This window comes from Arthrobacter sp. TMN-49 (assembly GCF_054511095.1).
In genome coordinates this window covers 60,868-81,794 of record NZ_JBTNDH010000012.1, presented here as the reverse complement: position 1 = coordinate 81,794, position 20,927 = coordinate 60,868, and the positions used below count along the sequence as shown (strand labels likewise).

Annotated in this window: 19 protein-coding genes and 3 tRNA genes; 17 read left to right on the top strand and 5 right to left on the bottom strand. The window is 59.9% G+C overall.

From position 1 onward, the window contains the following. Window positions 1–82: 82 nt before the first annotated feature. The 5 genes from ACX80E_RS07515 (at window position 83) to ACX80E_RS07495 (ending at window position 4,665) form a co-directional block, all read left to right on the top strand. Complete coding sequence (locus ACX80E_RS07515) at window positions 83–1,357, top strand: deoxyguanosinetriphosphate triphosphohydrolase (protein WP_459301294.1); 1,275 nt, start codon at window positions 83–85, stop codon at window positions 1,355–1,357. Window positions 1,358–1,393: 36 nt separating this feature from the next. After that, window positions 1,394–3,370: a DNA primase gene (gene dnaG / locus ACX80E_RS07510; protein WP_459301293.1), complete on the top strand. Its 1,977-nt coding sequence runs from the start codon at window positions 1,394–1,396 to the stop codon at window positions 3,368–3,370. A 62-nt stretch (window positions 3,371–3,432) separates the two neighbouring features. Continuing rightward, window positions 3,433–3,508: transfer RNA gene (locus ACX80E_RS07505), tRNA-Asn, on the top strand. Between the two features lie 118 nt (window positions 3,509–3,626). Then, window positions 3,627–3,699, top strand: a tRNA-Asn gene (locus ACX80E_RS07500). Between the two features lie 447 nt (window positions 3,700–4,146). Further along, window positions 4,147–4,665, top strand: a complete 519-nt coding sequence (locus tag ACX80E_RS07495) for a hypothetical protein (RefSeq protein WP_459301292.1) — start codon at window positions 4,147–4,149, stop codon at window positions 4,663–4,665. Here ACX80E_RS07495 and ACX80E_RS07490 read toward each other — a convergent pair. Then, a complete protein-coding gene (locus tag ACX80E_RS07490) occupies window positions 4,662–5,879 on the bottom strand; it encodes a multidrug effflux MFS transporter (protein WP_459301291.1) in 1,218 nt (405 codons plus the stop codon). The two genes, ACX80E_RS07495 and ACX80E_RS07490, sit on opposite strands and share 4 nt — an antisense overlap. A gap of 319 nt (window positions 5,880–6,198) precedes the next feature. Here ACX80E_RS07490 and ACX80E_RS07485 point away from each other — a divergent pair, with 319 nt between their 5' ends. The 6 genes from ACX80E_RS07485 to ACX80E_RS07460 all read left to right on the top strand — a co-directional run bounded on the left by ACX80E_RS07485 (window position 6,199) and on the right by ACX80E_RS07460 (window position 11,530). After that, window positions 6,199–7,038, top strand: a complete 840-nt coding sequence (locus ACX80E_RS07485; protein WP_459301290.1) for a phage holin family protein — start codon at window positions 6,199–6,201, stop codon at window positions 7,036–7,038. An 82-nt stretch (window positions 7,039–7,120) separates the two neighbouring features. Beyond that, window positions 7,121–7,732, top strand: coding sequence for a CDP-alcohol phosphatidyltransferase family protein (locus tag ACX80E_RS07480; RefSeq protein WP_459301289.1), 612 nt, complete (start codon window positions 7,121–7,123; stop codon window positions 7,730–7,732). Further along, on the top strand, window positions 7,729–8,628 hold the full coding sequence (locus ACX80E_RS07475) for a DMT family transporter (RefSeq protein WP_459301288.1): 900 nt from the start codon (window positions 7,729–7,731) through the stop codon (window positions 8,626–8,628). Before ACX80E_RS07480 ends, ACX80E_RS07475 begins: the two co-directional genes overlap by 4 nt. A 46-nt stretch (window positions 8,629–8,674) precedes the next feature. Beyond that, entirely contained in the window at window positions 8,675–9,880 is a 1,206-nt protein-coding gene (locus ACX80E_RS07470; protein WP_459301287.1) for a glycosyltransferase, read from the top strand. Window positions 9,881–9,953: 73 nt separating this feature from the next. Next, window positions 9,954–10,027 (top strand) — tRNA-Ile (locus ACX80E_RS07465). A 312-nt stretch (window positions 10,028–10,339) separates the two neighbouring features. After that, entirely contained in the window at window positions 10,340–11,530 is a 1,191-nt protein-coding gene (locus ACX80E_RS07460) for an acyl-CoA dehydrogenase family protein (RefSeq protein ID WP_459301286.1), read from the top strand. 96 nt (window positions 11,531–11,626) lie between these two features. On the opposite strand, the gene ACX80E_RS07455 is transcribed toward ACX80E_RS07460, so the two are convergent. Next, entirely contained in the window at window positions 11,627–12,211 is a 585-nt protein-coding gene (locus ACX80E_RS07455; RefSeq protein WP_459301285.1) for a M23 family metallopeptidase, read from the bottom strand. Between the two features lie 348 nt (window positions 12,212–12,559). On the opposite strand from ACX80E_RS07455, the gene rpsB reads away from it, so the two are divergent. From rpsB to ACX80E_RS07425, 6 genes are all read left to right on the top strand, one after another. Continuing rightward, entirely contained in the window at window positions 12,560–13,450 is an 891-nt protein-coding gene (gene rpsB / locus ACX80E_RS07450; RefSeq protein WP_459301284.1) for a 30S ribosomal protein S2, read from the top strand. A gap of 162 nt (window positions 13,451–13,612) precedes the next feature. After that, window positions 13,613–14,440, top strand: a complete 828-nt coding sequence (tsf, locus tag ACX80E_RS07445; protein WP_459301283.1) for a translation elongation factor Ts — start codon at window positions 13,613–13,615, stop codon at window positions 14,438–14,440. Window positions 14,441–14,682: 242 nt separating this feature from the next. Next, window positions 14,683–15,444, top strand: coding sequence for a UMP kinase (pyrH, locus tag ACX80E_RS07440; protein ID WP_459301282.1), 762 nt, complete (start codon window positions 14,683–14,685; stop codon window positions 15,442–15,444). 123 nt (window positions 15,445–15,567) lie between these two features. Next, window positions 15,568–16,125: a ribosome recycling factor gene (gene frr, locus ACX80E_RS07435; protein ID WP_459301281.1), complete on the top strand. Its 558-nt coding sequence runs from the start codon at window positions 15,568–15,570 to the stop codon at window positions 16,123–16,125. Then, on the top strand, window positions 16,125–17,483 hold the full coding sequence (locus ACX80E_RS07430) for a phosphatidate cytidylyltransferase (protein WP_459301280.1): 1,359 nt from the start codon (window positions 16,125–16,127) through the stop codon (window positions 17,481–17,483). The genes frr and ACX80E_RS07430 overlap by 1 nt, the downstream gene beginning before the upstream one ends. 59 nt (window positions 17,484–17,542) lie before the next feature. After that, complete coding sequence (locus ACX80E_RS07425; protein ID WP_459301279.1) at window positions 17,543–18,148, top strand: DivIVA domain-containing protein; 606 nt, start codon at window positions 17,543–17,545, stop codon at window positions 18,146–18,148. Between the two features lie 94 nt (window positions 18,149–18,242). Here ACX80E_RS07425 and ACX80E_RS07420 read toward each other — a convergent pair whose 3' ends face one another. From ACX80E_RS07420 to ACX80E_RS07410, 3 genes are read right to left on the bottom strand one after another with little or no spacing between them, the layout of a single operon-like run. Further along, window positions 18,243–19,751 (bottom strand): sodium/solute symporter, encoded by a 1,509-nt coding sequence (locus ACX80E_RS07420; RefSeq protein WP_459301278.1) that lies wholly within the window; start codon window positions 19,749–19,751, stop codon window positions 18,243–18,245. Continuing rightward, window positions 19,748–20,140 carry a hypothetical protein gene (locus ACX80E_RS07415; RefSeq protein ID WP_459301277.1) on the bottom strand — a complete coding sequence of 131 codons (393 nt, stop codon included), beginning with the start codon at window positions 20,138–20,140 and terminating at the stop codon, window positions 19,748–19,750. The genes ACX80E_RS07420 and ACX80E_RS07415 overlap by 4 nt, the downstream gene beginning before the upstream one ends. Beyond that, window positions 20,137–20,862 (bottom strand): LytR/AlgR family response regulator transcription factor, encoded by a 726-nt coding sequence (locus ACX80E_RS07410; RefSeq protein ID WP_459301276.1) that lies wholly within the window; start codon window positions 20,860–20,862, stop codon window positions 20,137–20,139. The genes ACX80E_RS07415 and ACX80E_RS07410 overlap by 4 nt, the downstream gene beginning before the upstream one ends. Window positions 20,863–20,927 lie beyond the last annotated feature (65 nt).

The following is a 20,927-nucleotide window of genomic DNA, read 5'->3' as shown; positions in this document are numbered from 1 at the left end:
TCTGACACTCGCGGCGGGCCGGGCCCACCAGCCTGTGCACAACGTCCCCGAGCACCGCGGCGTTGGCCCTAAACTTAGGGATATGTCCTCCGATTTGCAGCCAGTGTACTTGCCCCATGATCAACAACGGTGGGTGCAGGAAGCGCAGAAGACCAGTTTCCGCACTGTGTTTGAGCGAGACAGGGCACGGGTGCTGCATTCGTCGGCGCTGCGCCGCCTCGGCGCGAAGACGCAGGTGGTTGCCCCCGATACTGACGACTTTGTGCGCACCCGGCTCACCCACAGCCTGGAAGTGGCACAGATTGGCCGCGAGCTTGGCCGCGTCCTGGGCTGCGACCCCGACGTCGTTGACACTGCCTGCCTGGCGCACGACCTTGGCCACCCGCCTTTTGGGCACAACGGCGAATCCGTGCTGAACGATCTTTCCCACACCATTGGCGGTTTCGAAGGCAACGCCCAGACGCTGCGGCTGTTGACGCGACTGGAGTCAAAGGTGCTCACCTCCACCGGCGGCTCGGCCGGTCTAAACCTGAGCCGGGCCTCCCTTGACGCGGCGTCCAAGTATCCGTGGCTTGCTGCGGACGCGCCCCTGATCGACGGTCTGCGGACCAGCAAGTTTGGTGCCTACGCCGACGATCTTCCGGTCTTCGCCTGGTTGCGTGCCGGTGCGCCGGAAGGCAAGAGCTGCATTGAGGCCCAGGTCATGGACCTATCCGATGACATCTCCTACTCGGTTCATGATGTTGAAGACGCCATTGTGGCCGGCCATGTGCAGCTGAAGTGGCTGGCCAACCAGGACCAGCGCAACAGGGTTCTGGGCTACACGCAGCAATGGTATTTGCCCACAGTGGACACAGCCGAGATCGACGCCGCGCTGCATCGGCTCGAGGCCACGGATGTGTGGGTGCGCCACGCCGACGGCAGCCGCGCGTCCATGGCGGCCCTGAAGGACATGACGAGTCAGCTGATTGGCCGCTTCTGCCAGAGCGCGGTGGGCGCCACCCAAGCCATCTACGGGACGCACCGTTTGGCCCGATACGCAGCCGACGTGGTGGTGCCGCACCAGACGGCGCTGGAAATCGCTGTCATGAAGGGCCTGGCCACCACTTTCGTCATGACCACCGACCACCGCCAGCCCATCTACCAGCGCCAACAGGATGTGCTCAGCGAGCTGGTGGCAGTGCTCAACGCGACAGGCGACGCCCACCTGGAGACCATGTTCGCCGCCGATTGGCGGGACGCGGACGACGACGATGCCCGGCTTCGGGTGGTTATCGACCAGGTTGCCTCACTAACGGATGTATCGGCGCTGGCGTTGCACGAGCGGCTAGTAGGGACCGAGCGCACACTGTTGTAGGTATGGCCTTGGCCGCCGCTCACGTAAACTGACGGTGTGGCTGGGCTAATTAAACGAGAAGACATTGATGAGGTGCGCACACGCACCGACCTCAAGGAAATTGTTGACGCCTACGTCACACTAAAATCCGCCGGAATTGGCTCATATAAGGGATTGTGCCCCTTTCACGATGAGCGCAGCCCGTCATTTCATGTGCGCCCGCAAATGGGATATTTCCATTGTTTTGGCTGCCAGGAGAGCGGCGATGTGATTTCCTTCATTCAAAAGATGGATCACATTTCCTTTTCCGAAGCGGTGGAGAAATTGGCTGGCCGCATCGGCTACGAGCTGCGCTATGAGGACGGTGGCACGGGGCCGCGCCGCGAGGATGTGGGCAGGCGCCAGCGGCTCCTTGACGCGCACAAGATCGCCGGAGAATTCTTCCGGGAGCAGCTGCTCACACCGGCCGCCGCGGCGGGCCGCCAGTTCTTGTCCGAGCGCGGCTTTGACCGCGAGGCCGCGCAACGATTTGGCGTTGGCTTTGCCCCACAAGGCTGGGATGCCCTGCTCAAGCACCTCTCAGCCAAGGGCTTCACCCAGGAAGAACTGAAGCTGACAGGCATGTTTTCCGAGGGAAACCGCGGCATTTATGACCGTTTCCGCGGCAGGCTGATCTGGCCTATCCGCGACATTGCCGGTGACACGGTGGGTTTTGGTGCCCGCAAGCTCTTTGACGATGATCAGGGCCCTAAATATCTCAACACCCCGGAAACCAGCCTCTACAAGAAGTCCCAGGTGCTGTACGGGATTGACCTTGCCAAGAAGAGCATCGCCACCAAGCGCCAATTGGTGGTGGTGGAGGGCTACACCGACGTGATGGCGTGCCATCTGGCCGGCGTGGACACGGCCGTGGCCACCTGTGGAACGGCGTTTGGTGCCGACCATATCAAGGTCGCCAGGCGCCTGCTCTCCGACGACGGCACGGGCGGGGAGGTGGTGTTTACCTTCGACGGTGACGCTGCCGGCCAGAAGGCGGCGTTGAAGGCCTTTGACGAGGACCAACGCTTTGTGGCCCAGACGTTCGTGGCGGTGGAGCCAAGCGGAGCCGACCCCTGCGAACTTCGCCAGCGCAAGGGGGACGAAGCCGTTCATGCTTTGATCCGCTCACGCAGGCCCTTGTTTGAGTTTGCCATCCGCACCACGCTGGCCAAGTTTGATTTGAGCACCGTGGAGGGCCGGGTGAGCGGCCTGCGTGAATCGGCCCCCGTCGTGGCAGCCATCCGTGACGGCTCCACCCGAATGGGGTACAGCCAGGAGCTGGCCGGCTGGCTGGGCATGGCCGACCCCAATGAGGTGTTGCGGGCGGTCAAGGGTGCCGAGCGTCGCGCCCACAGCCAGCCGGACGCCAAGGGGCCAGCCCACACACAGGGGCAACTCCACGCGCAGCAGGGGCGTTCCGACGTCGGGCAGCAGCGCGGATCGGCAGGCCGCGGGGGAGAGGCACAGTTTTCCCCCGGCCAGGCAGAGTTGTCGCACACTGCAGATGCCAAACCTGCCGTGGAGCGCCCAGATCCACGTGACCCGCAGGGGCGCATGGAGCGGGAAGCGCTGGAGGTGGTCTTGCAGCATCCCGGGCTATTGACGGCAGGGAACTGGCAGCATTTTGCGGCCACGGAGTTCGTGATTGCGGCGTACAAGGCTGTGCAACACGGGATTGCCTCGGCGGGGGAGTCCGAGGTGGCGTCAGCCCAGTGGTTGGCGGCCGTGCGCTCACATGTTCCGCCGGAGTTGGAATCCTTGGTGGCCGAGTTGGCGCTGAGCCCCTTGCCCGCAACGCGAGAAGACACCCTGATGCGGTACTGCCGCGATATTTTGCGCAGACTCTTTGAACTGCAGATCACCCGGCTCAAGGAGGAGCGGTTGGGTGCTTTGCAGCGCATGGATCCGTCGCTTGACCCCGAGAGCTACCAGCTCCTGCAGCGCGAGCTGATGGAGCTGGAAACTGCCCGCAGACAGCTGCGCGGGGACGGCTAGGGCCTGAAGAAACGCTCGATTTCACATCCTGCCCGGGCTTTGTTATTGTTGTTCCTGCGCGATCCTCTGTAGCTCAATTGGCAGAGCATTCGACTGTTAATCGAAGGGTTACTGGTTCAAGTCCAGTCAGAGGAGCCAAGACATTCTTTGTCTCCGGTCTTGTTGTGAGGCCGGAGACAAGAATTTGGTTGCGCAAGCAAAAATGGTTGGTTTTGATTTAAACTGAGTATTTCTGCTAGGATCTAATCTGCTTCATTCCTCTGTAGCTCAATTGGCAGAGCATTCGACTGTTAATCGAAGGGTTACTGGTTCAAGTCCAGTCAGAGGAGCTTTCAGCCCCGTCACATCAAGGAAGTCCTTGACGTGCCGGGGCCTTTTTGTTCTTGGCGTCGGCCGGGTTCATGCACGACTCCTGAGGGTAATGGTTGGGAGACGACTTACAATTTCGATCAGGAACCTGTCTGGCAGATGGGTGCGCCAGGTCCGAGTGAGTATGCGGTGGATCGGTACATTTCCCACGCAATCCGGAGCATTTGCCGGAATGTTTCGCTCAGGAACTGGTGACCTCGGAGTAGAAGTCAACTGCTAGGACGCCGTCGCCGGAGGAACTGCGCAGCTCCACGCCTTAAGTGCCGAACCGAACAACCGGCGTCGAGCTCTGCATGGTCCTTACCTAAAGGCGGATGGTTTCAGCTGGAACGGCATCGTCCGAGGCGACCACGCAAAGTGCAGCGAGCGGAGAAGGGTGTTGAGTTTGATTGGCTAAATTACGTCTAGTGCCGCCGCTGAGTCCGGCTCAGATGGGCGCACCGGACCCTGATGTGTTGGAAGTGTGCGACGTTCTCCCCAACGGGATGCTGTCCTCTGGGAGCTATGTCAGGTTGAACGGCGAGTTCTACGACACCTACTTGAAGGGCAATGAAGTGTGGGTCCGATACCGTGCTTCCGGTCCAGTCCCTCCGGGTTGGTTGGTCAATCAGGGTTCTTGGAACGAGCGTTCCGGCAAGACGACATTTCGCCGGATGGTTCCTGCCGAGGAAATTGAGCAGTACGTGCGTGTTTTGACGACGGGCTGGTGGCGGGGGTTTGAGTTTGGGCTCGTTGTCTATCGGGAGGACGGGTTGGTGGCGATTCAGGGTGAGGGTCATGAGCTTGCTGACTTGATTGAAGCTGGTGTGGCTCCGGGTTTGGAGACGTTTGATCGTGGGCGCAGTGTGACCGGCTTGGTGCGGTGGGATGAGTTGACTGATGTGAAGCAGCTCGTGGAGGATTTACCGTTGCCGGTCAGTCGCTAAATTTTCGGCACAGTGTGAGGCCGCACAATGAACCACAGCGCAGCCATGGCCAGCAAACTGCTGACGCCCATGATGGTGGCCATGCTGGTTGCTGCCACACCCACCAAGCCCACCAGGGGTGTGACCAGTCCGGCGAAACCAAAGGTCGCCGCGCCCAGCAGGGAGGCTGCCGTGCCGGCCTGCCTGCCGTTACGGGCCAGGCCCATGACCTGGACGGAGGGGAACATGAAACCGGTGGCGCAGATAAAGAACCAGAGCGGGATCATGACGCCCCACAATCCCAGGCCAAGCTGGTCGCAGATCACCATGGCGGCAGCAGCGGCAACCTGAGTCACCGTGGCCCCTGCGATGACCCATTGCGGCCCTGTGTGGCGCATGATCCGTGCAGCTATCTGCACTCCGCCCACCACGCCCAGGGAATTCACGGCAAACAAGTACCCATATTGTTGCGGGGTGAAGCCGAAAGTGTTCTGGAATAAGAAGGTGGAGGCCGAGAGATAGGTGAACAACGCGGCAAAGTTCAGCCCGCCCACAAAGAGCGTGCCAACAAATATCCTGTCGCTGAACACTGCCCTGTACCTGTCGGCGACGCTCACGCCGTCGGACTGGCGCTTCGAAGGCGGCAACGTCTCAATGATGAACACGAACGCGGCAATGACCACCAAGGTGCCGTAGCCGGCCAGGAACCAGAAAATGCCCGGCCAATCCATGACCCTTAACAACTGGGAACCGATGACGGGGGCCAAAATCGGTGCCATGCCGTTGACCAATGACATGTAGGAGAGCATCCTGACCAAACGGTAGCCGCCAAAGAGGTCCCGGATCATGGCCATCGCCACCACACCTCCGCCTGCCGCGCCAATACCCTGAAGCACCCGGAACACGCCCAGTATGGTGATGTCGGTGGACATGGCGGCACCCACAGACGCACCCACATGCAACACGGTTGCCAAGATCAGTGGCATCCTGCGGCCAAACTTGTCGCTGAAGGGCCCCACCACCAACTGTCCGGCGGCGAACCCAATGGTTGTCGCCGTCAAGGTCAGCTGCACGGCGGCGGCGCTGACACCCAGCTCGTGCCCAATAATGGGGAACGCCGGCAGGTACAGGTCAATGGTGAACGGACCCAGCGCCGTCAGCAGACCTAAAACCAGAACATAGCTGAGTTTTTGTCGGCGGGACAGGGCATCGCCTGGATGAGCTGTGATGGTCAAGGCTGGAATCCTTTATTGCTGTGATGTGCGCGCGACTACGGGGCTGCTGCCGATCTGGAGAGCCTCCTGACTTATGGTAGTGCTTTTGGCCGCGCGGAATCACGAAGCTGCTGGGTGCTTTGTTAGCCTCGGAACCAATCTCCTCACAGTGTTCTTTGCCATGACGCGGGGTGCGTGGGCAGTTTGGGGAACGGATGGCGCATGATGGGTGGTAATTTTGACATTACGGTACCGTTTCCTTCTGGGGGTGGTACAAAGACTTCGGGTTTGCGTCGGCCTTCCATGGGCCGCAAAAACTCACACAACGGAGGCGGTTTCAGTGACGGATGTGCAAAAGGACGTGCATATCGCGGTAGATGAAGGCCCTAAGGCGCAAGAATCTTCCCTGATCGAAGCGCTCAAAACAACCTCCAGGCTGGTACCGCGTCAGATCAACGATGAAATCGCGTTGGCCAAGCTGGAACTGGGACAGAAGAAGGCCAGACTCGGCGGTGTGGCTGTTGCGGCCGGCCTTGTACTGGTTTTCACCACCCTCTTGGGTATTGCCCTGGTGGTGGCTGCCATCGCCGGCCTGGCCACCATCATGCCGTTGTGGCTGTCGGCGTTGCTTGTCAGTGCCACCTTCCTGCTCATAGTCGGACTCGGCTCACTCATCGGTTACCTGAAGGTCAAGTCCTTGCTGCCGTTGTTGCCTGAGCAGGCATGGCGTGGAATTCGCCACGACCTCGGGATTGCCAAGGAGGGGCGCGACTTTGACCCCGCAACCCTTGATCCTGAGCCCCTGACAAAGGAAGAAAAGAAGGCGCTCAAGGCAGAGTCCGACGCCGCCGCAGCGAAGGCCAGGGCGGAACGAGCAGCCAAGGAGGCCGAGCAAGGCCCCAAGGCCAACGAAACTGAGCTCATGGAACGCACTTCGGCCCGACGCGCCCACTTGCTGAGCCTGCGCGAGGAACTCGTGGATCAGGCGGATGTGAAGAAGCAGGCCAGCTACTTGATGGACAATGCCAAGGGCAAGGCCAAAGATGCCATGAATCAGGCAGCAGCCGGTGCGGCCGGCCATGCAGTGGAAAAGGTAAAAGAACGCTGGAAACCCTTAGTTGTTCTCGCCGTGTCTACCGGGGCCTGCGTACTGTTGCTGCGAAAGTTGATAAAGAAATAACCTGGCCGCACAATTGTTCTCTTCCATTGCCGGCGCCGGTTGTACGGCCCGAGTCACATATCACCCGGGGAGGTGACTAAAGATGTCCGCTAGTTCCAGTGCCAAGGCGGAGAACTCGAATGCCATCGTCACCATTCCCAATATCATCACGGTCGTCAGGTTTTTGGGGACGCCATTGTTTGTGTGGCTGGTCCTGGCCCGCCAGGAGTATGGCTGGGGCGTTTTCGTTCTCGCCCTCATGGGTTGCACCGACTGGATTGATGGGTTTGTGGCCCGGAAACTGAACCAGACCTCACAACTTGGCCGTGTCATGGATCCCCTGGCTGACAGGGTGGCGCTGGTAGCCGTCAGCATCACCTTGGTTCTTGCCAGCATCCTGCCGTTGTGGCTGTTACTGCTGTTGGTGATTCCCGACGTCGTACTGCTGAGCGTTACGCTGTACTTCTTCCGGGGCGATGCTGATCTAAAGGTCACCATGCTGGGCAAGACACGCACAGCTGCGCTGATGATCGGGACACCCATGCTGTTGCTGGCCAAGGCGCTGGATTCAGACTTCACCTTCGTTCTGGCTTGGGTGTTCCTTGGCGCAGGAATGGTGATGCACGTGGTCGCCTTCACTCAGTACTTGATCGCGGTTCTGGCCAAACACCGCGAAATCCACCTGCCCGGCAAACCCGTCCAGGGCCGCCCATGATGTGGCTTGCCGTGATCTGCGCAGTGGCCGGTGCGTTCTTCCTCGCCTTCGGCGCGCAACGCCAAGGCAGTGCCGTGCAGAACAACACCGGCGGGCTCGCCCTCGGCGGCGCCAGCTTCCTGCGTCTTCTGAAAAACCCGCGGTGGGTGCTCGGACTGGTGCTGCTCGGTGTTGGTATGGCCTTGAACGTTGTGGCCCTGACGCTGGGTACCTTGACCGTGGTCCAGCCCATTGGGGCCATTGCCCTGGTGATCACCACCATCGTGAATTCACGGGATCAGGGCATCAGGCTCAACCGAGCCACCGTTGTGGCCATCACCTGCTGTGTGGCCGGCAGCGCCTTATTCGTCTTGATGGCCGTCAGCGTGGTGGCCGAGAACACCCACGTTAACGTCACCCAGGAACTGACGGTGGTGCTGTTACTGGCAGTGGTCATCATTCTTTTTGGCGGGGCCCTGGTGCTGTTCAAACACCGCTTGAAGGCCTTTTTCTATATCTTTGGCTCAGGGGTGTTGTTCGGCTTTGTCGCCGTGCTGACACGAATTATTTCCAAGCAGATCTTTGACCCCAACGGGTTGTTTCTGCTGAATGTGCAGTGGTATTCGGTGATCGCCATTGCGGCCGCTGGCATCTTGGGCAGCTGGTTTGTCCAGAGCGCCTATGCGAGCGGACCTCCGGATTTGGTGATTGCCGGCCTGACAGTGATTGATCCCATTGTGGGTATTGCCATCGGCATCACCATTTTAGGTGAGCTTCGTGACGATGTGCCCCCCGTGGTGGCAATTGCAATGGCCGGGGCGGCGATACTTGCTATCGTGGGGGTGATCGCGTTGTCCCGGCACCACCCTGACGTGGTGAAGCAGCGTGCAGCTGCAAAAAAGGAACAACGTAAGTAAAGTGTCAGCCTTCGGGCTATCCAAGAAGCCATCAGGAGTTATATCCGTGACATCCACCCCGAGTGAAAGCTCGCTAAAACCGCTGACCATTTTGATCGCTGCAGACACATACCCGCCTCATATCAATGGCGCAGCGCAGTTTGGATTCCGGTTGGCCACGGGCATGAGCGCCAGGGGCCATGAGGTTCACGTGATGGCGTGCCGCCCAGACGGCGGCCCCATGTTCACCGAACAACGCCCGGAAGCTACGGTTCATCGTCTGCGGTCGCGGCCCGTTCCCACTCACGAATACTTCAGAGTTTGCCTTCCGTGGGAGATCAAGAAGGACATTGTTGCGCTCTTTGATGCTATAGAACCTGATGTGGTGCACGTTCAAAGCCACTACATGGTCGGCGAGCACGTGATCTACGAGGCCAAGCGTCGGGGCATCCGAATTGTTGCGACCAACCACTTCATGCCCGAGAATCTGAACCCGTTCCTGCCGTTTCCGCAGTGGTTCAAGGACATTGTTGGCCGTGTCTCCTGGCGAGACATGGGTAAGGTCATGAGCCGTGCCGATGTTGTCACCACACCTACGCCGTTGGCTGCCAAGGCCATGCACGAGCACGCGTTCCTGCGTAAAGTTCTGCCGCTCTCCAACGGCATCGAATCCGGAAACTATGAACTGTCCGAAGGCGAAACAATGCCTCGGAACCCTTACCCCACAGTGGCATTCGTTGGGCGCCTTGCCGAGGAAAAGCACATTGACGTCCTCATCGATGCGATAGCCAAGTCACCTGCTGAGCTGAATCTTCACCTGGTGGTTGTTGGTGGCGGTGAGGTCAAGAGCGCGTTGCGGGCGCAGGCCGAGAAGTTGGGTTTGTCCACGCGGGTCACGTTTACCGGACTGATCAGCGACGAGGAATTGCGCGACGTCTACCTCAGGGCCGATCTGTTCGTCATGCCAGGCACCGCCGAGTTGCAGTCGTTGGTGACATTGGAGGCCATGAGCGCCTCAACACCTGTGGTGCTGGCAAACGCCATGGCGTTGCCGCACCTAGTGGAAGACGGCGTCAACGGCTACCTGTTCACGCCAAATGACAGTGACGACCTGGCCCAGAAGATCACCACCATCATGAGTCTGGCTCCCGAGGACAGGGCAGCAATGGGTGCTGCCAGCCATGCCATGGTGGCCCGTCACGGTTTGAAGAAGACTCTCGACACCTTTGAAGACATATATCGCGGCGGAAGCTACGAGGATCACGCGATTTAGCTCAATACCCACTAGTATTGTGAGAGTGCTTTTCCCTTCGTAATTCATTTTTCGAAGGAGAGGCACCTTGCATGGGGCCATAGCTCAGCTGGTTAGAGCGCAGGACTCATAATCCTAAGGTCCTCGGTTCAAGTCCGAGTGGCCCTACCTGCAATACCCCCGGAATCTCAGTGACTCCGGGGGTATTTAGCTTTAACGCCCGACTCGCCGGTGGCCATTAGTCCCGAACCCCCAAACCCTAGCCACCTAGCCCCCGCTGTGGGAGCTGCGGCTACCTCGGCGAAACGGTGTGTGGGGGAGCGGCAACCTCGACGCTAACCGGCTACCTGGGCGCGGACCGGCTACCTCGACAAGTGTTGCCCGCGTCACGTGAATGCGGTATGTTACTGGTGAGTAACAAGTTTGGTGCTGGGCCGAACGGTTGACTATTCACAGATCAGAACAAGTAAAGGAATACCCGTGTCCAAGGCTGCTGTTGACCTAAACAACCTTCCCTACGCCGATGGGGACTTTTACGGATTCGAGCAGCTGCTCTCCGCGAAGGAACGCGAGCGTCTGCAGGAGCTTCGCGACTTCCTGGATAAAGAAATCAAGCCGATTGCCACGGATTGCTGGAACCGTGGTGAGTTCCCCATGGAGATCATTCCCAAGTTGGCGGAGCTGGACATCATGAGCCCGGTTCACCGCCAAGGATATTCAAGCCTCTTTGCCGGGCTGAGCCACGCCGAGTTCACCCGGGCTGATGCCTCGATCGCCACGTTCATGGGCGTTCATGACGGCCTGTTCACCGGCTCCATCGAGGCCCTGGCGTCCGAGGAGCAAAAGGCTGCCTGGCTGCCGGATATTTATGCCATGAAGAAGATTGGCGCCTTTGGCCTGACCGAACCCCTGGGTGGCTCGGATGTTGCCGGCGGCACTCGCACCACGGCGGTGCGCGACGGCGACAACTGGATCCTCAACGGTGCCAAGCGTTGGATCGGCAACGCAACGTTTTCGGACTGGGTGGTCATTTACGCCCGCGACGTTGCGGACAACCAGGTCAAGGCCTTCATGATCGACACCACCCTGCCCGGCTACGGCGCCACAAAGATTGAAAACAAGACGGCCCTGCGCACGGTGCAAAACGCCGACATCACCTTGGAAAATGTGGTGGTTCCGCACGAGTTCAAGCTGGCCGGGGGAAATAGCTTCCGCGACACCAACAAGGTCCTCAAGGTCACCCGTCTTGCCGTCGCGTGGCAGGCTGTGGGCCAGCAGATGGCTGCCTTTGATGTGGCCCGTCGCTACGCCGTTGAACGCCAGCAGTTTGGCCGCCCCATCGCCTCCTTCCAAATGGTCCAAGACCAGCTGGTGAAGATGCTCGGCAACACCGTTGCCTCCACAGGGATGATGGTCCGCTTGTCGCAACTGGAAGATCTGGGCCAGGCCAAGGACGAGCAGTCGGCGCTTGCCAAGGCTTTCACCACGGCACGCATGCGTGAAACAGTGGCCATGGGCCGGAGCCTCTTCGGCGGCAACGGCATTGTCACCGACTATGAGATGGCCAAGATCTTCGCCGACGCCGAAGCTATCTACTCCTATGAGGGCACCTACGAGATCAACACCTTGGTGACGGGGCGAGCCATCACAGGCATCTCCGCGATCGTCTGATCCCCACGCCCTCCCTCGTCAAGACGCTTAGAAACTGACCCGCAGAAAACGCCGAAATTCGCGCTAAAACCGCGAATTTTCGGCGTTTTCTGCGGGTCAGTTCAGGAGGGGGAGGAGCACTGAGGGACGCAAGTCAAAAATGAACTGCAGGGGATCGAGGTATTCCTCCCCGCGCCGCACGCCCCAGTGCAGGCAACTGTTCGCAGGAGCAGGCGCCCCGTCACAATGGGTTGGCCCCTTCAGGACGCCCACCTGTTGGCCGCGGGACACGGAGTCGCCAACGTTTAACGGCGAGGCGACGGGTTCAAAACTCAACCGCAAACCATTGTCAACGGCAATGGTCAGCACTGGCCTGTTGACCACGACGCCGGAGAAGATCACCACGCCGGCGGTGGGTGCCAACACAACAGCGCCCTGTGGCGCCACCAGGTCGACGCCGCGATGGCCACTGAGCCACGGTTGAGCAGGCGGATCAAAGGCATGTGCCAGCTGCGGGGTTCCTGCCAGCGGCCAACCCCAGGCGAGCGAGGCAGGCAGGGGAGTGTCCGCCGTCGACCGCGAAGTGGTCTGGGACGCCGAACTGGAGGAGTCCACAGGGCCAGAACCAGGCACCAGCACGGCCAGGGCAAGGAGCGAAACGCCCAGAATCAGCTTCCTGACACCCTCAACGATGTTGCCCATCTCTCAAGCGTGGACCCCCGGAAACGTGGCCGAGGGCGCCTGACCTCACAGTGTGGATAAATCGCCGCTCCGGGTGGGCTGTTGAGGACTAAATGTGGTCAGGGATAGTGACCGCACTGTAGTAACATTGAAGGAGCAGTGTGCTGTTTGTGCACTGACTACGCGCACCCCACCCTGACGAGGTATCTCAAGAGTGATCTTGGATCCTGCTAACGGATTGTGCCCATACGGTCCGCCTCACGGCGGTTTATGGAATGCACGATGGGTGCTAGGAGCAGCGCCCAGACGGGTTTCCTCGTCCGGGCCAGCAAGCTAAACAACCGTAAAATTACAAGAAGGAGCGCCGGCATGCCCGTCGTAACTATGCGCCAGCTGCTTGACAGCGGCGTCCACTTTGGACACCAGACCCGTCGTTGGAACCCGAAGATGAAGCGATTCATCCTCACGGAGCGCAACGGCATCTACATCATCGACTTGCAGCAGTCACTGTCTTTCATTGACCGTGCCTACGAGTTCGTCAAGGCCACCGTTGCACACGGCGGCACCGTACTGTTCGTTGGTACCAAGAAGCAGGCTCAGGAAGCAATTGCCGAGCAGGCTACTCGCGTTGGCCAGCCCTACGTGAACCAGCGTTGGTTGGGCGGTATGCTCACCAACTTCCAGACGGTTTCCAAGCGCATCTCGCGCATGAAGGAACTCGAAGAGATCAACTTCGAGGATGTTGCATCCTCCGGTCACACCAAGAAGGAGCTCCTGCTCCTCAAGCGTGAACTGACCAAGCTGCAGACCAACCTCGGTGGTATCCGCAACCTGACCAAGGCTCCGTCCTTGCTCTGGATTGTTGACACCCCGAAGGAGCACCTCGCCATCGACGAGGCGCACAAGCTCAAGATCCCCGTTGTGGCCATCTTGGACTCCAACTGCAACCCTGACGAAGTTGATTTCCCGATCCCGGGCAACGACGACGCCATCCGCTCCGTTGCACTGTTGACCCGCGTCATCGCCGATGCTGTTGCAGAAGGCTTGATCGCCCGCAACAACAAGGCAACCGGCAACGAAGAAGCACCGGCCGAGCCGTTGGCTGAGTGGGAGCGCGAGCTCCTCGAAGGCGACAAGGCTGTTGAAGCCCCGGCCGAAGCCGCTGTTGAAGCTCCGGCCGAAGCCGTTGTTGAGGCTCCGGTTGACGCTGCTGTTGAGGCTCCGGTCGAAGCTGCTGCTGAAGCTGCAACCGAAAAGTAAGACACTTTTCCTCGCGGGCTTAGTTGGAGAGCATTCTCCGCCAAGCCTGCCACCTAGGAATACGATGCTGGCAGGATCGCACCGCTCACAAGGCAAAGCGGTCCTGCCAGCATTGGCCTAGTACCGATTTATTTACTTAAACATCTACACTGAGGGGTTCATATGGCGAACTACACCGCCGCTGATATTAAGGCTCTGCGCGAGCGCACTGGCGCTGGCATGATGGACGTCAAGAAGGCTCTCGACGAGGCCAACGGCGACGCCGAGAAGGCCATGGAGCTCATCCGCATCAAGGGCCTCAAGGGCGCCACCAAGCGCGAGGGCCGCTCCACAGCTGAAGGCCTTGTTGCCGCAGCTGTTGAGGGTGGCGTTGGTGTCATGGTTGAGGTTAACTGTGAAACTGACTTCGTGGCCAAGGCTGCTCCCTTCATCGATTTCTCTAACAAGGTTCTCGCAACCGCGCTGTCCTCCGGCGCAGCCGACATCGAGACCCTGCTGGCTGTTGACGTTGACGGCAAGCCCCTGTCCGAGGTAGTCATCGAAGCCGGTGCGCTCTTGGGTGAAAAGGTTGCCATCCGTCGAATTGCACGCGTTGAGGGTGCAACTGTTGACGCTTACCTGCACAAGACCTCCAAGGACCTGCCGGCTCAGGTTGGTGTGCTGTTCGCTATCGACGGTGACAACCAGGCTGTTGCACACGATGTAGCTGTGCACATTGCTGCGATGTCCCCGACGTTCGTTTCCCGCGACGAAGTTTCGGCCGAGACGGTTGAGAACGAGCGCCGCATCGCTGCAGAAACTGCACAGGCAGAGGGCAAGCCCGAAGCCGCCATGAGCAAGATCGTTGAAGGCCGTTTGACCGGCTTCTTCAAGGAAATCGTTTTGGTTGACCAGGCATTCGCCAAGGATGCCAAGAAGAGCGTTGGTGTTGTTCTGAGCGAAGCAGCCGTCAAGCCTGTTGCCTTCGCACGCTTCCGCGTCGGAGCATAAGGCACACTTGTCGTGTAGCTGGATGTGACGAAGAAGGGGTGACCGCAATCTGCGGTTGCCCCTTCTTTGCATGTAACGTCAGATAAGATTTAGACGCACCTCATCGTCAGGCCCGCGCCCCAACCCAGTGTTCGCGTAAAGGATCTGGCCAAAGGGCAGCAAGCACCACGGAACGCAGTTCGCCGACTCCTTTTTGATTCCCCAGCTTCAGTTGCTACGTACCGGCACCCACGGAAGGCACCATGACCACGAATATTTCCCAGACTGCGCAAAGCAGCACAGCACCCACGGCGGTAGCTGGCAAACGCCGTCGTGTGTTGTTGAAGCTCTCCGGCGAAGTCTTTGGCGCCGGAAAACTTGGTGTAGATCCCGACACCATCCGCGGCATCGCCCAGCAGATCGCCAGCACCGTTGGCACGGTCGAGGTCGCCATCGTTGTGGGCGGGGGCAACTTCTTCCGCGGCGCCGAACTCTCCGCCTCGGGCATGGACCGCTCACGCGCTGACTACATGGGCATGCTGGGAACTGTCATGAACTGCTTGGCGTTGCAGGATTTCCTGGAACAAGCAGGCGTTGACACCCGTGTGCAGAGCGCCATCACCATGGGACAGGTGGCCGAAGCCTACATTCCCCGGCGCGCCATCCGCCACCTGGAGAAGAGCCGTGTCGTCATTTTCGGTGCCGGCGCAGGCCTGCCGTACTTCTCCACCGACACGGTGGCAGCCCAGCGTGCGCTGGAAGTTCACGCCGACGTGGTGCTGATGGCCAAGAACGGCGTTGACGGCGTCTACACAGCGGACCCCAAAAAGGACCCGGCAGCTGTCAAGTTGGACCACCTCAGCTACGACGAGGCCATGGCTCGTGACATTCGGGTCATGGATCAAACAGCCTTCAGCCTGTGCAAGGACAACAATGTGACCATGCTGGTCTTCGGCATGGAAGGCGAAGGCAATGTGGCCCGCGCAATCCTTGGCGAAGAGCTAGGTACCCTGGTCACCCCGTAATAACGCAAACAGGCCGTGTGGGTGGGCGCAGCTAATCTGCTACCTCACGGTAGGATGGTCTCAGAATTGCCGTGCGCAATTGCCACGGAAGAGTTGTGTAGTTATTCAATGAGGGAGAGACGCGTGATCGAAGATACTTTGCTCGAGGCCGAAGAAAAGATGGACAAGGCCATAGAGGTTGCCAAAGAGGAATTCTCCGCTGTGCGCACGGGCCGTGCCAACCCCGCCATGTTCCACAAGGTCATGGTGGACTACTACGGCTCGCCGACGCCGTTGCAGCAGCTGGCAGCCTTTGCCGTGCCGGAAGCCCGCACGCTGCTCATCACACCTTTTGACAAGACCTCCATGCATGACATTGAGCGTGCACTGAGCTCTTCCGAGGTTGGCGCGAACCCGTCCAACGACGGCAACGTGATCCGTATTATGATGCCGGAACTGACCCAGGAACGCCGCAAGGAATACGTCAAGGTTGTCCGCACCAAGGGCGAGGACGCCAAGATTTCTGTGCGCAACATCCGCCGCAAGGCCAAGGAGCAGCTGGACAAGCTGGTCAAGGACGGCGACGCCGGTGAGGACGAGGGATCGCGTGCCGAGAAGGAATTGGACGCCATGACCAAGTCGCACACGGAGAACATCGACGAGTTGCTCAAACGCAAGGAAGTCGAGCTTCTCGAGGTCTAATGACTGACCCCAATCGTGCGCAGGCCGGTTCCGATGCGGAGCCGGCCGCGTCAAATCCAGAGGTCGAGAACCCTGGCCAGCCGAACGAGTATCAATTTCCCACGCGGAAGGCGCGCCGTCACGCTGAGCTGACGGGCATGATTCCCATCATTGTGCCCAAAAACGCCGTGCCTGCCACCGCCGTGCCTGCCACCGCCGTGCCTGCCACCGCTGTGGCGCGGGAGTCGGAGAAGTTCGACGGCGGTTCTGAGGTGGGCGCAAAGCCCACCGATGCTCGCCTCGCCGAAGCTAAGACCGATCCCAATCCGGCAGTCAGGCCTCACCCAGGTTTCGAGTCCGAGCTTGATGACGGCTCTTTCGATGAGGCTGAGGACGCCGAACAATCAGCGCTGGCGCCACGCCCGGTTTCTGCTTTGCAGGTGACGGGGATTCCCGTTATTCCGCTCCCGCACGCACCACTGCTCGCCATGCCTGAGGTGGCAACGGCGGTCAAGGCCTCCAGAACTCCCAAAGCGGGCAGGGACCTGCCTGCCGCCATTACTGTCGGCGTGACACTGCTGCTGGTGGTCCTTGGCTCACTGCTGTTCTACCCGCTGGCCTTTGTGGTCGTCGCCACCGCGTTTGCGTGTGCCGGTGTTTGGGAAGTGGTGCGTGCTGTTGCTGGCAAAGGGATCAAGGCGCCGTTGACGCCCATCATGATTGGCGCCTTGGCCATGCCGGCCTCAGCCTATTTTGCTGGTGCCGAAGGTTTGCTTTTCGCGCTCGTAGCCAGCGCCGGTGCCACAGTCCTGTGGCGCTCACTTGATCCCGAGCCGGGCGCTGTGAAGAGCATTCTTGCCGGGGTGTTCGCCTTGATGTGGATCCCGTTCCTGCTCAGCTTTGTGTTCCTGATGGTGCGCGGGGAAAGTGGTCCCGTCCTGGGACTGACCACCGATTTGTCGGACATTAACCCTGGCGTGATGCAGGTGATCATCATGCTGTTGCTGGTGGTTGCCAACGACACCTTTGGGTACCTGGTGGGAGTGCTGTTTGGCAAACACCCCATGGCGCCGAAGATCAGCCCGAAAAAGTCCTGGGAGGGTTTTGCCGGTTCCCTGGGCGGTGCAACTTTGGTGGCCATCCCGGCCACAGTATTCTTGCTTGATCAGCACTGGTGGGTAGGTTTGGCCCTCGCCATTGGCATGGTCTTTGCAGGTACTGGTGGGGACTTTGCCGAATCCATGGTGAAACGTGAATTGGGCGTGAAGGATATGAGCAATTTGTTGCCTGGCCACGGCGGGGTGATGGACAGGTTGGATTCAGTCCTGTTCGCGGCCCCTGTTGCCTACGCCACTTTTAGTGTTTTAGGCCAGTTCTAGAAAACCGAATTCATGGGGGTTGCACCATTTGGTGTGGGCCGTAGAGAAATGTTCAAGGAATGACTGTGACTGTGGAAGAGAAGATCCGGACCAACTCCAAGTTCAAATTGGTTGGTCCCAAGGAAATCGGTTATAACGTCAAGCAAGTAGACGTGTTTTTGGAGCGCGCCCGGGCGTATTTTCTCAACACTGATACGCAGGACAAAGCCATCACCAGCTTGGAAGTGCGCACAGCAAGCTTTGACCCGGCACGTGGCGGCTACAGCGCCCAAGCCGTGGATGCTGCCATGGACAGGATCGAGGATGAGTTTGTGCTGCGCGAGAAGGAATTGCTGATTGCCGCCGAGGGCGAAAAAGCGTGGATGATGAAGATTGGCAAAACCGCGTCAGTCTTGCGTGCCCGCCTGCACCGCCCCGATGGGGACAGGTTCCGCCGTCCGACCAAGAAAAGCGCCCAAAGCTACAATGTGGAAGACGTGGACACGCTCTGCCGTGAGCTGCTCGTCTACATTGAGGACAATGGTGAGCTCAGCGTGGACGTGGTGCGTCGGGCAGTCTTTGGCCTCGAGAAGGGCAGTGACGGTTACGAGGAAAGCCAGGTTGATGCTTTCCTCGACCGCGTCGTGGAGCTCATGGCGGCCATCGATCCGCTGCCCGCAAAGTAACTCCTCGGCCAACTAACCCGCAGAAAACGGCGAAAATACGCGCTTTTAGCGCGATTTCCGCCGTTTTCTGCGGGTTAGTTGTTTGTCCCGGGAGTCAGGGTGCCCCGGTGCGAGGGTTATCCACTTCCAGAGGCCGTTCCGGCACATGGAGTTTAGTCATGAAGCGCGACACTGTGGTGCTGCGCCGGTGCCGTGTTGCCCGCGAAACCATGATCATCACCAAGAAGGCCGCCGGCACGCTCCACGCCGCCGGTTGAGTGAGCACCTGGCGCCACTCCGAATCGGCAGGTATTTGAGTACCCACAATGATGGCCGCACCGCACAGGACACCGCCGGTCAGCATGCCGGCAACGGCCCCGGTATCCGTCAGTCCGCGCCACCAAATGCCAAGTAGCAGCAGCGGACAAATGGTGGATGCCGTGAAGGCAAAGACCAGACCCACACTGCCGGCCAGCGCCAAAGAATCCGTCACCATGGCCACAATAAAGGGTACGACGGCGGCAAAAATGGCTGCAATACGAAATCCCCTCACGCTTGCCCCCAAGAAATCCTGGCTGATCACCCCGGCCAAGGATACGACCAGCCCGGACGTTGTGGACAGGAATGCCGCAAAGGCGCCAGATACCACCAGTGCCGTGAGGAGATCGCCGCCCAGGCCACCAATCAATGTGCCGGGCAGGAGCAGCACAGTGGCGTCGGGGGAGCCCGTGGCTGCCAGCTCCGGCAAGAATACCCGCCCCAGCACCCCGTAAATGGTGGGGAACAAGTAGAAAAGGGAGAGCAACCCCAAAACGATCAGTGTGGTGCGACGGGCGGCTGCGCCGTCGGGGTTTGTATAAAAACGCACCAACACATGGGGAAGGCCCAGGGTGCCAAAAAGCAACGCAATCATGAGTGAAAACGTCCCGTACGCTGAGTCAACACTCAGCGGACTTGCAGGCGGAAACAGCTCCGTTCCGGCGGGGATACTAATACCGGTGCTCTGGCCCGTGGCCCCTGAGAGCAACAGCAGAATGAAGATGGCCGGTACCGCGAGGGCTGTGAGTTTTAGCCAGTACTGGAATGCTTGGACGAAGGTCATGGAGCGCATGCCGCCGGTGACAACTGTCAGGCACACCACTACCACCACTGCACCGGCGCCCACCCAAGACGGCAAGCCGGTGGTGGTGTGGATGGTCAAGGCTGCGCCGTGCAGTTGCGGCACAATGTAAAACCAGCCCACGGCCACCACCAACAAGCTGGTGACGTAGCGTGCGGGGGTTGATTCCAGCCGCGCCTGGGCAAAGTCCGGGATGGTGTAGGCGCCGGAGCGGCGCAGAGGAGCGGCCACGAAGAACAGCAGCATCAAGTACCCGGCTGTGTAGCCAATGGGGAACCAGAGGGCGTCCAGCCCGGAGATGACTATGAGCCCGGCAATGCCTAGGAAACTCGCCGCCGACAGATACTCCCCGCCAATGGCCGAGGCGTTCCACCACGGGCGCACCGTGCGTGAGGCCACATAAAAGTCACTGGTCGTCCTGGACACGCGCAGGCCATAAAACCCGATCAGGGCCGTGCTCACCGAGACCAGAATGAGGGCTGAATAGCCAATGGCCGCGTTCATTTCTCATCCACCAGGTCGCGGTACTGGTTTTCGTTTTTGGTGGCAGCCCGAATGTAGAGCCACGCGCAGGTGCCAATGACCGGGTAGACACCCACGGCCAGGATGAGCCACGGCGCGGGGATGCCCAGGATGCGCCAGTCGGTGAACGTGGGCAGCCACAACACCAAAGCCCAACAGAACAAGAGAGCGGCCATGAAACCTGCTGTCACCACCAACGCCAAGCGCAGCTGGGAGCGGATCAAGGAGCGCACCATGACCTCGCCCACGGCCGTTTGTTCCGCCACTTCCTGGGAGACACTGGTGCCGGTGGGAACGTGGTGGGCCAGCGTGCGTGGCGCAGTGACCCTGACCCGCCCGTCAGCGGGCGGACGGCTTGGTTCCACACTCATGGGCTGGGCCGTACCCGGGTGGCCTGCAGATGTTCACGCAGTATGGGCACGTGGCGTCGGCTGACGGGCAAAACGTCATTGGCCACGGAGACGGTGGGCTTGGCCGCCCCTAGTTTCAACCCCGTCACAAAATGCATGCACACCAGATACGATCTGTGGATGCGGATGAAGCCGGCATCTGCCCACCGTTGTTCCAGATCGGCGAGCGGGACGCGGATCAAGTAACTGGCCTCGGCCGTGTGCAACCGTGCATAGTCACCCTGGGCTTGCACAAATCTGACCTCGTCCAGCCGGATAAGCCGGCTGATGCCGCCCTGGTCGACGGTGATCATCTCCACTGCTTCGACGGCAGCGGGGTGGGCTACCAAATCCACCACCCGATCCACCGTGCGGGTGAGACGCTCCGTGCGCAGTGGCTTGAGGAGATAGTCCACGGCGGCCAGCTCAAATGCTTCCAGGGCCCTGTCGTCGTCTGCCGTCACAAAAACAACTACGGGCGGGTTGCTGCGCCGACTGATCAGCTCAGCCAAATCCAGGCCCGACAGGCCGGGCATGTGGATGTCAAGGAACACTGCATCAACGTCATGTTGCGCCAACTGCTCCAGTGCCGCCGCGCCATTCATGGCCTTGTAGATGTTGCCGACGCGGGAGTCGCGGTGCAGAAGAAATGCCAACTCATCCACCGCTGGCTGCTCGTCGTCGACGACAAGAACGTTAATCATGTGCCCCAGCCTAACCGCAGGGGGCCCCGGCCGAGCGTAGCGAGGATTGGGGAGGCGGTTAGGCG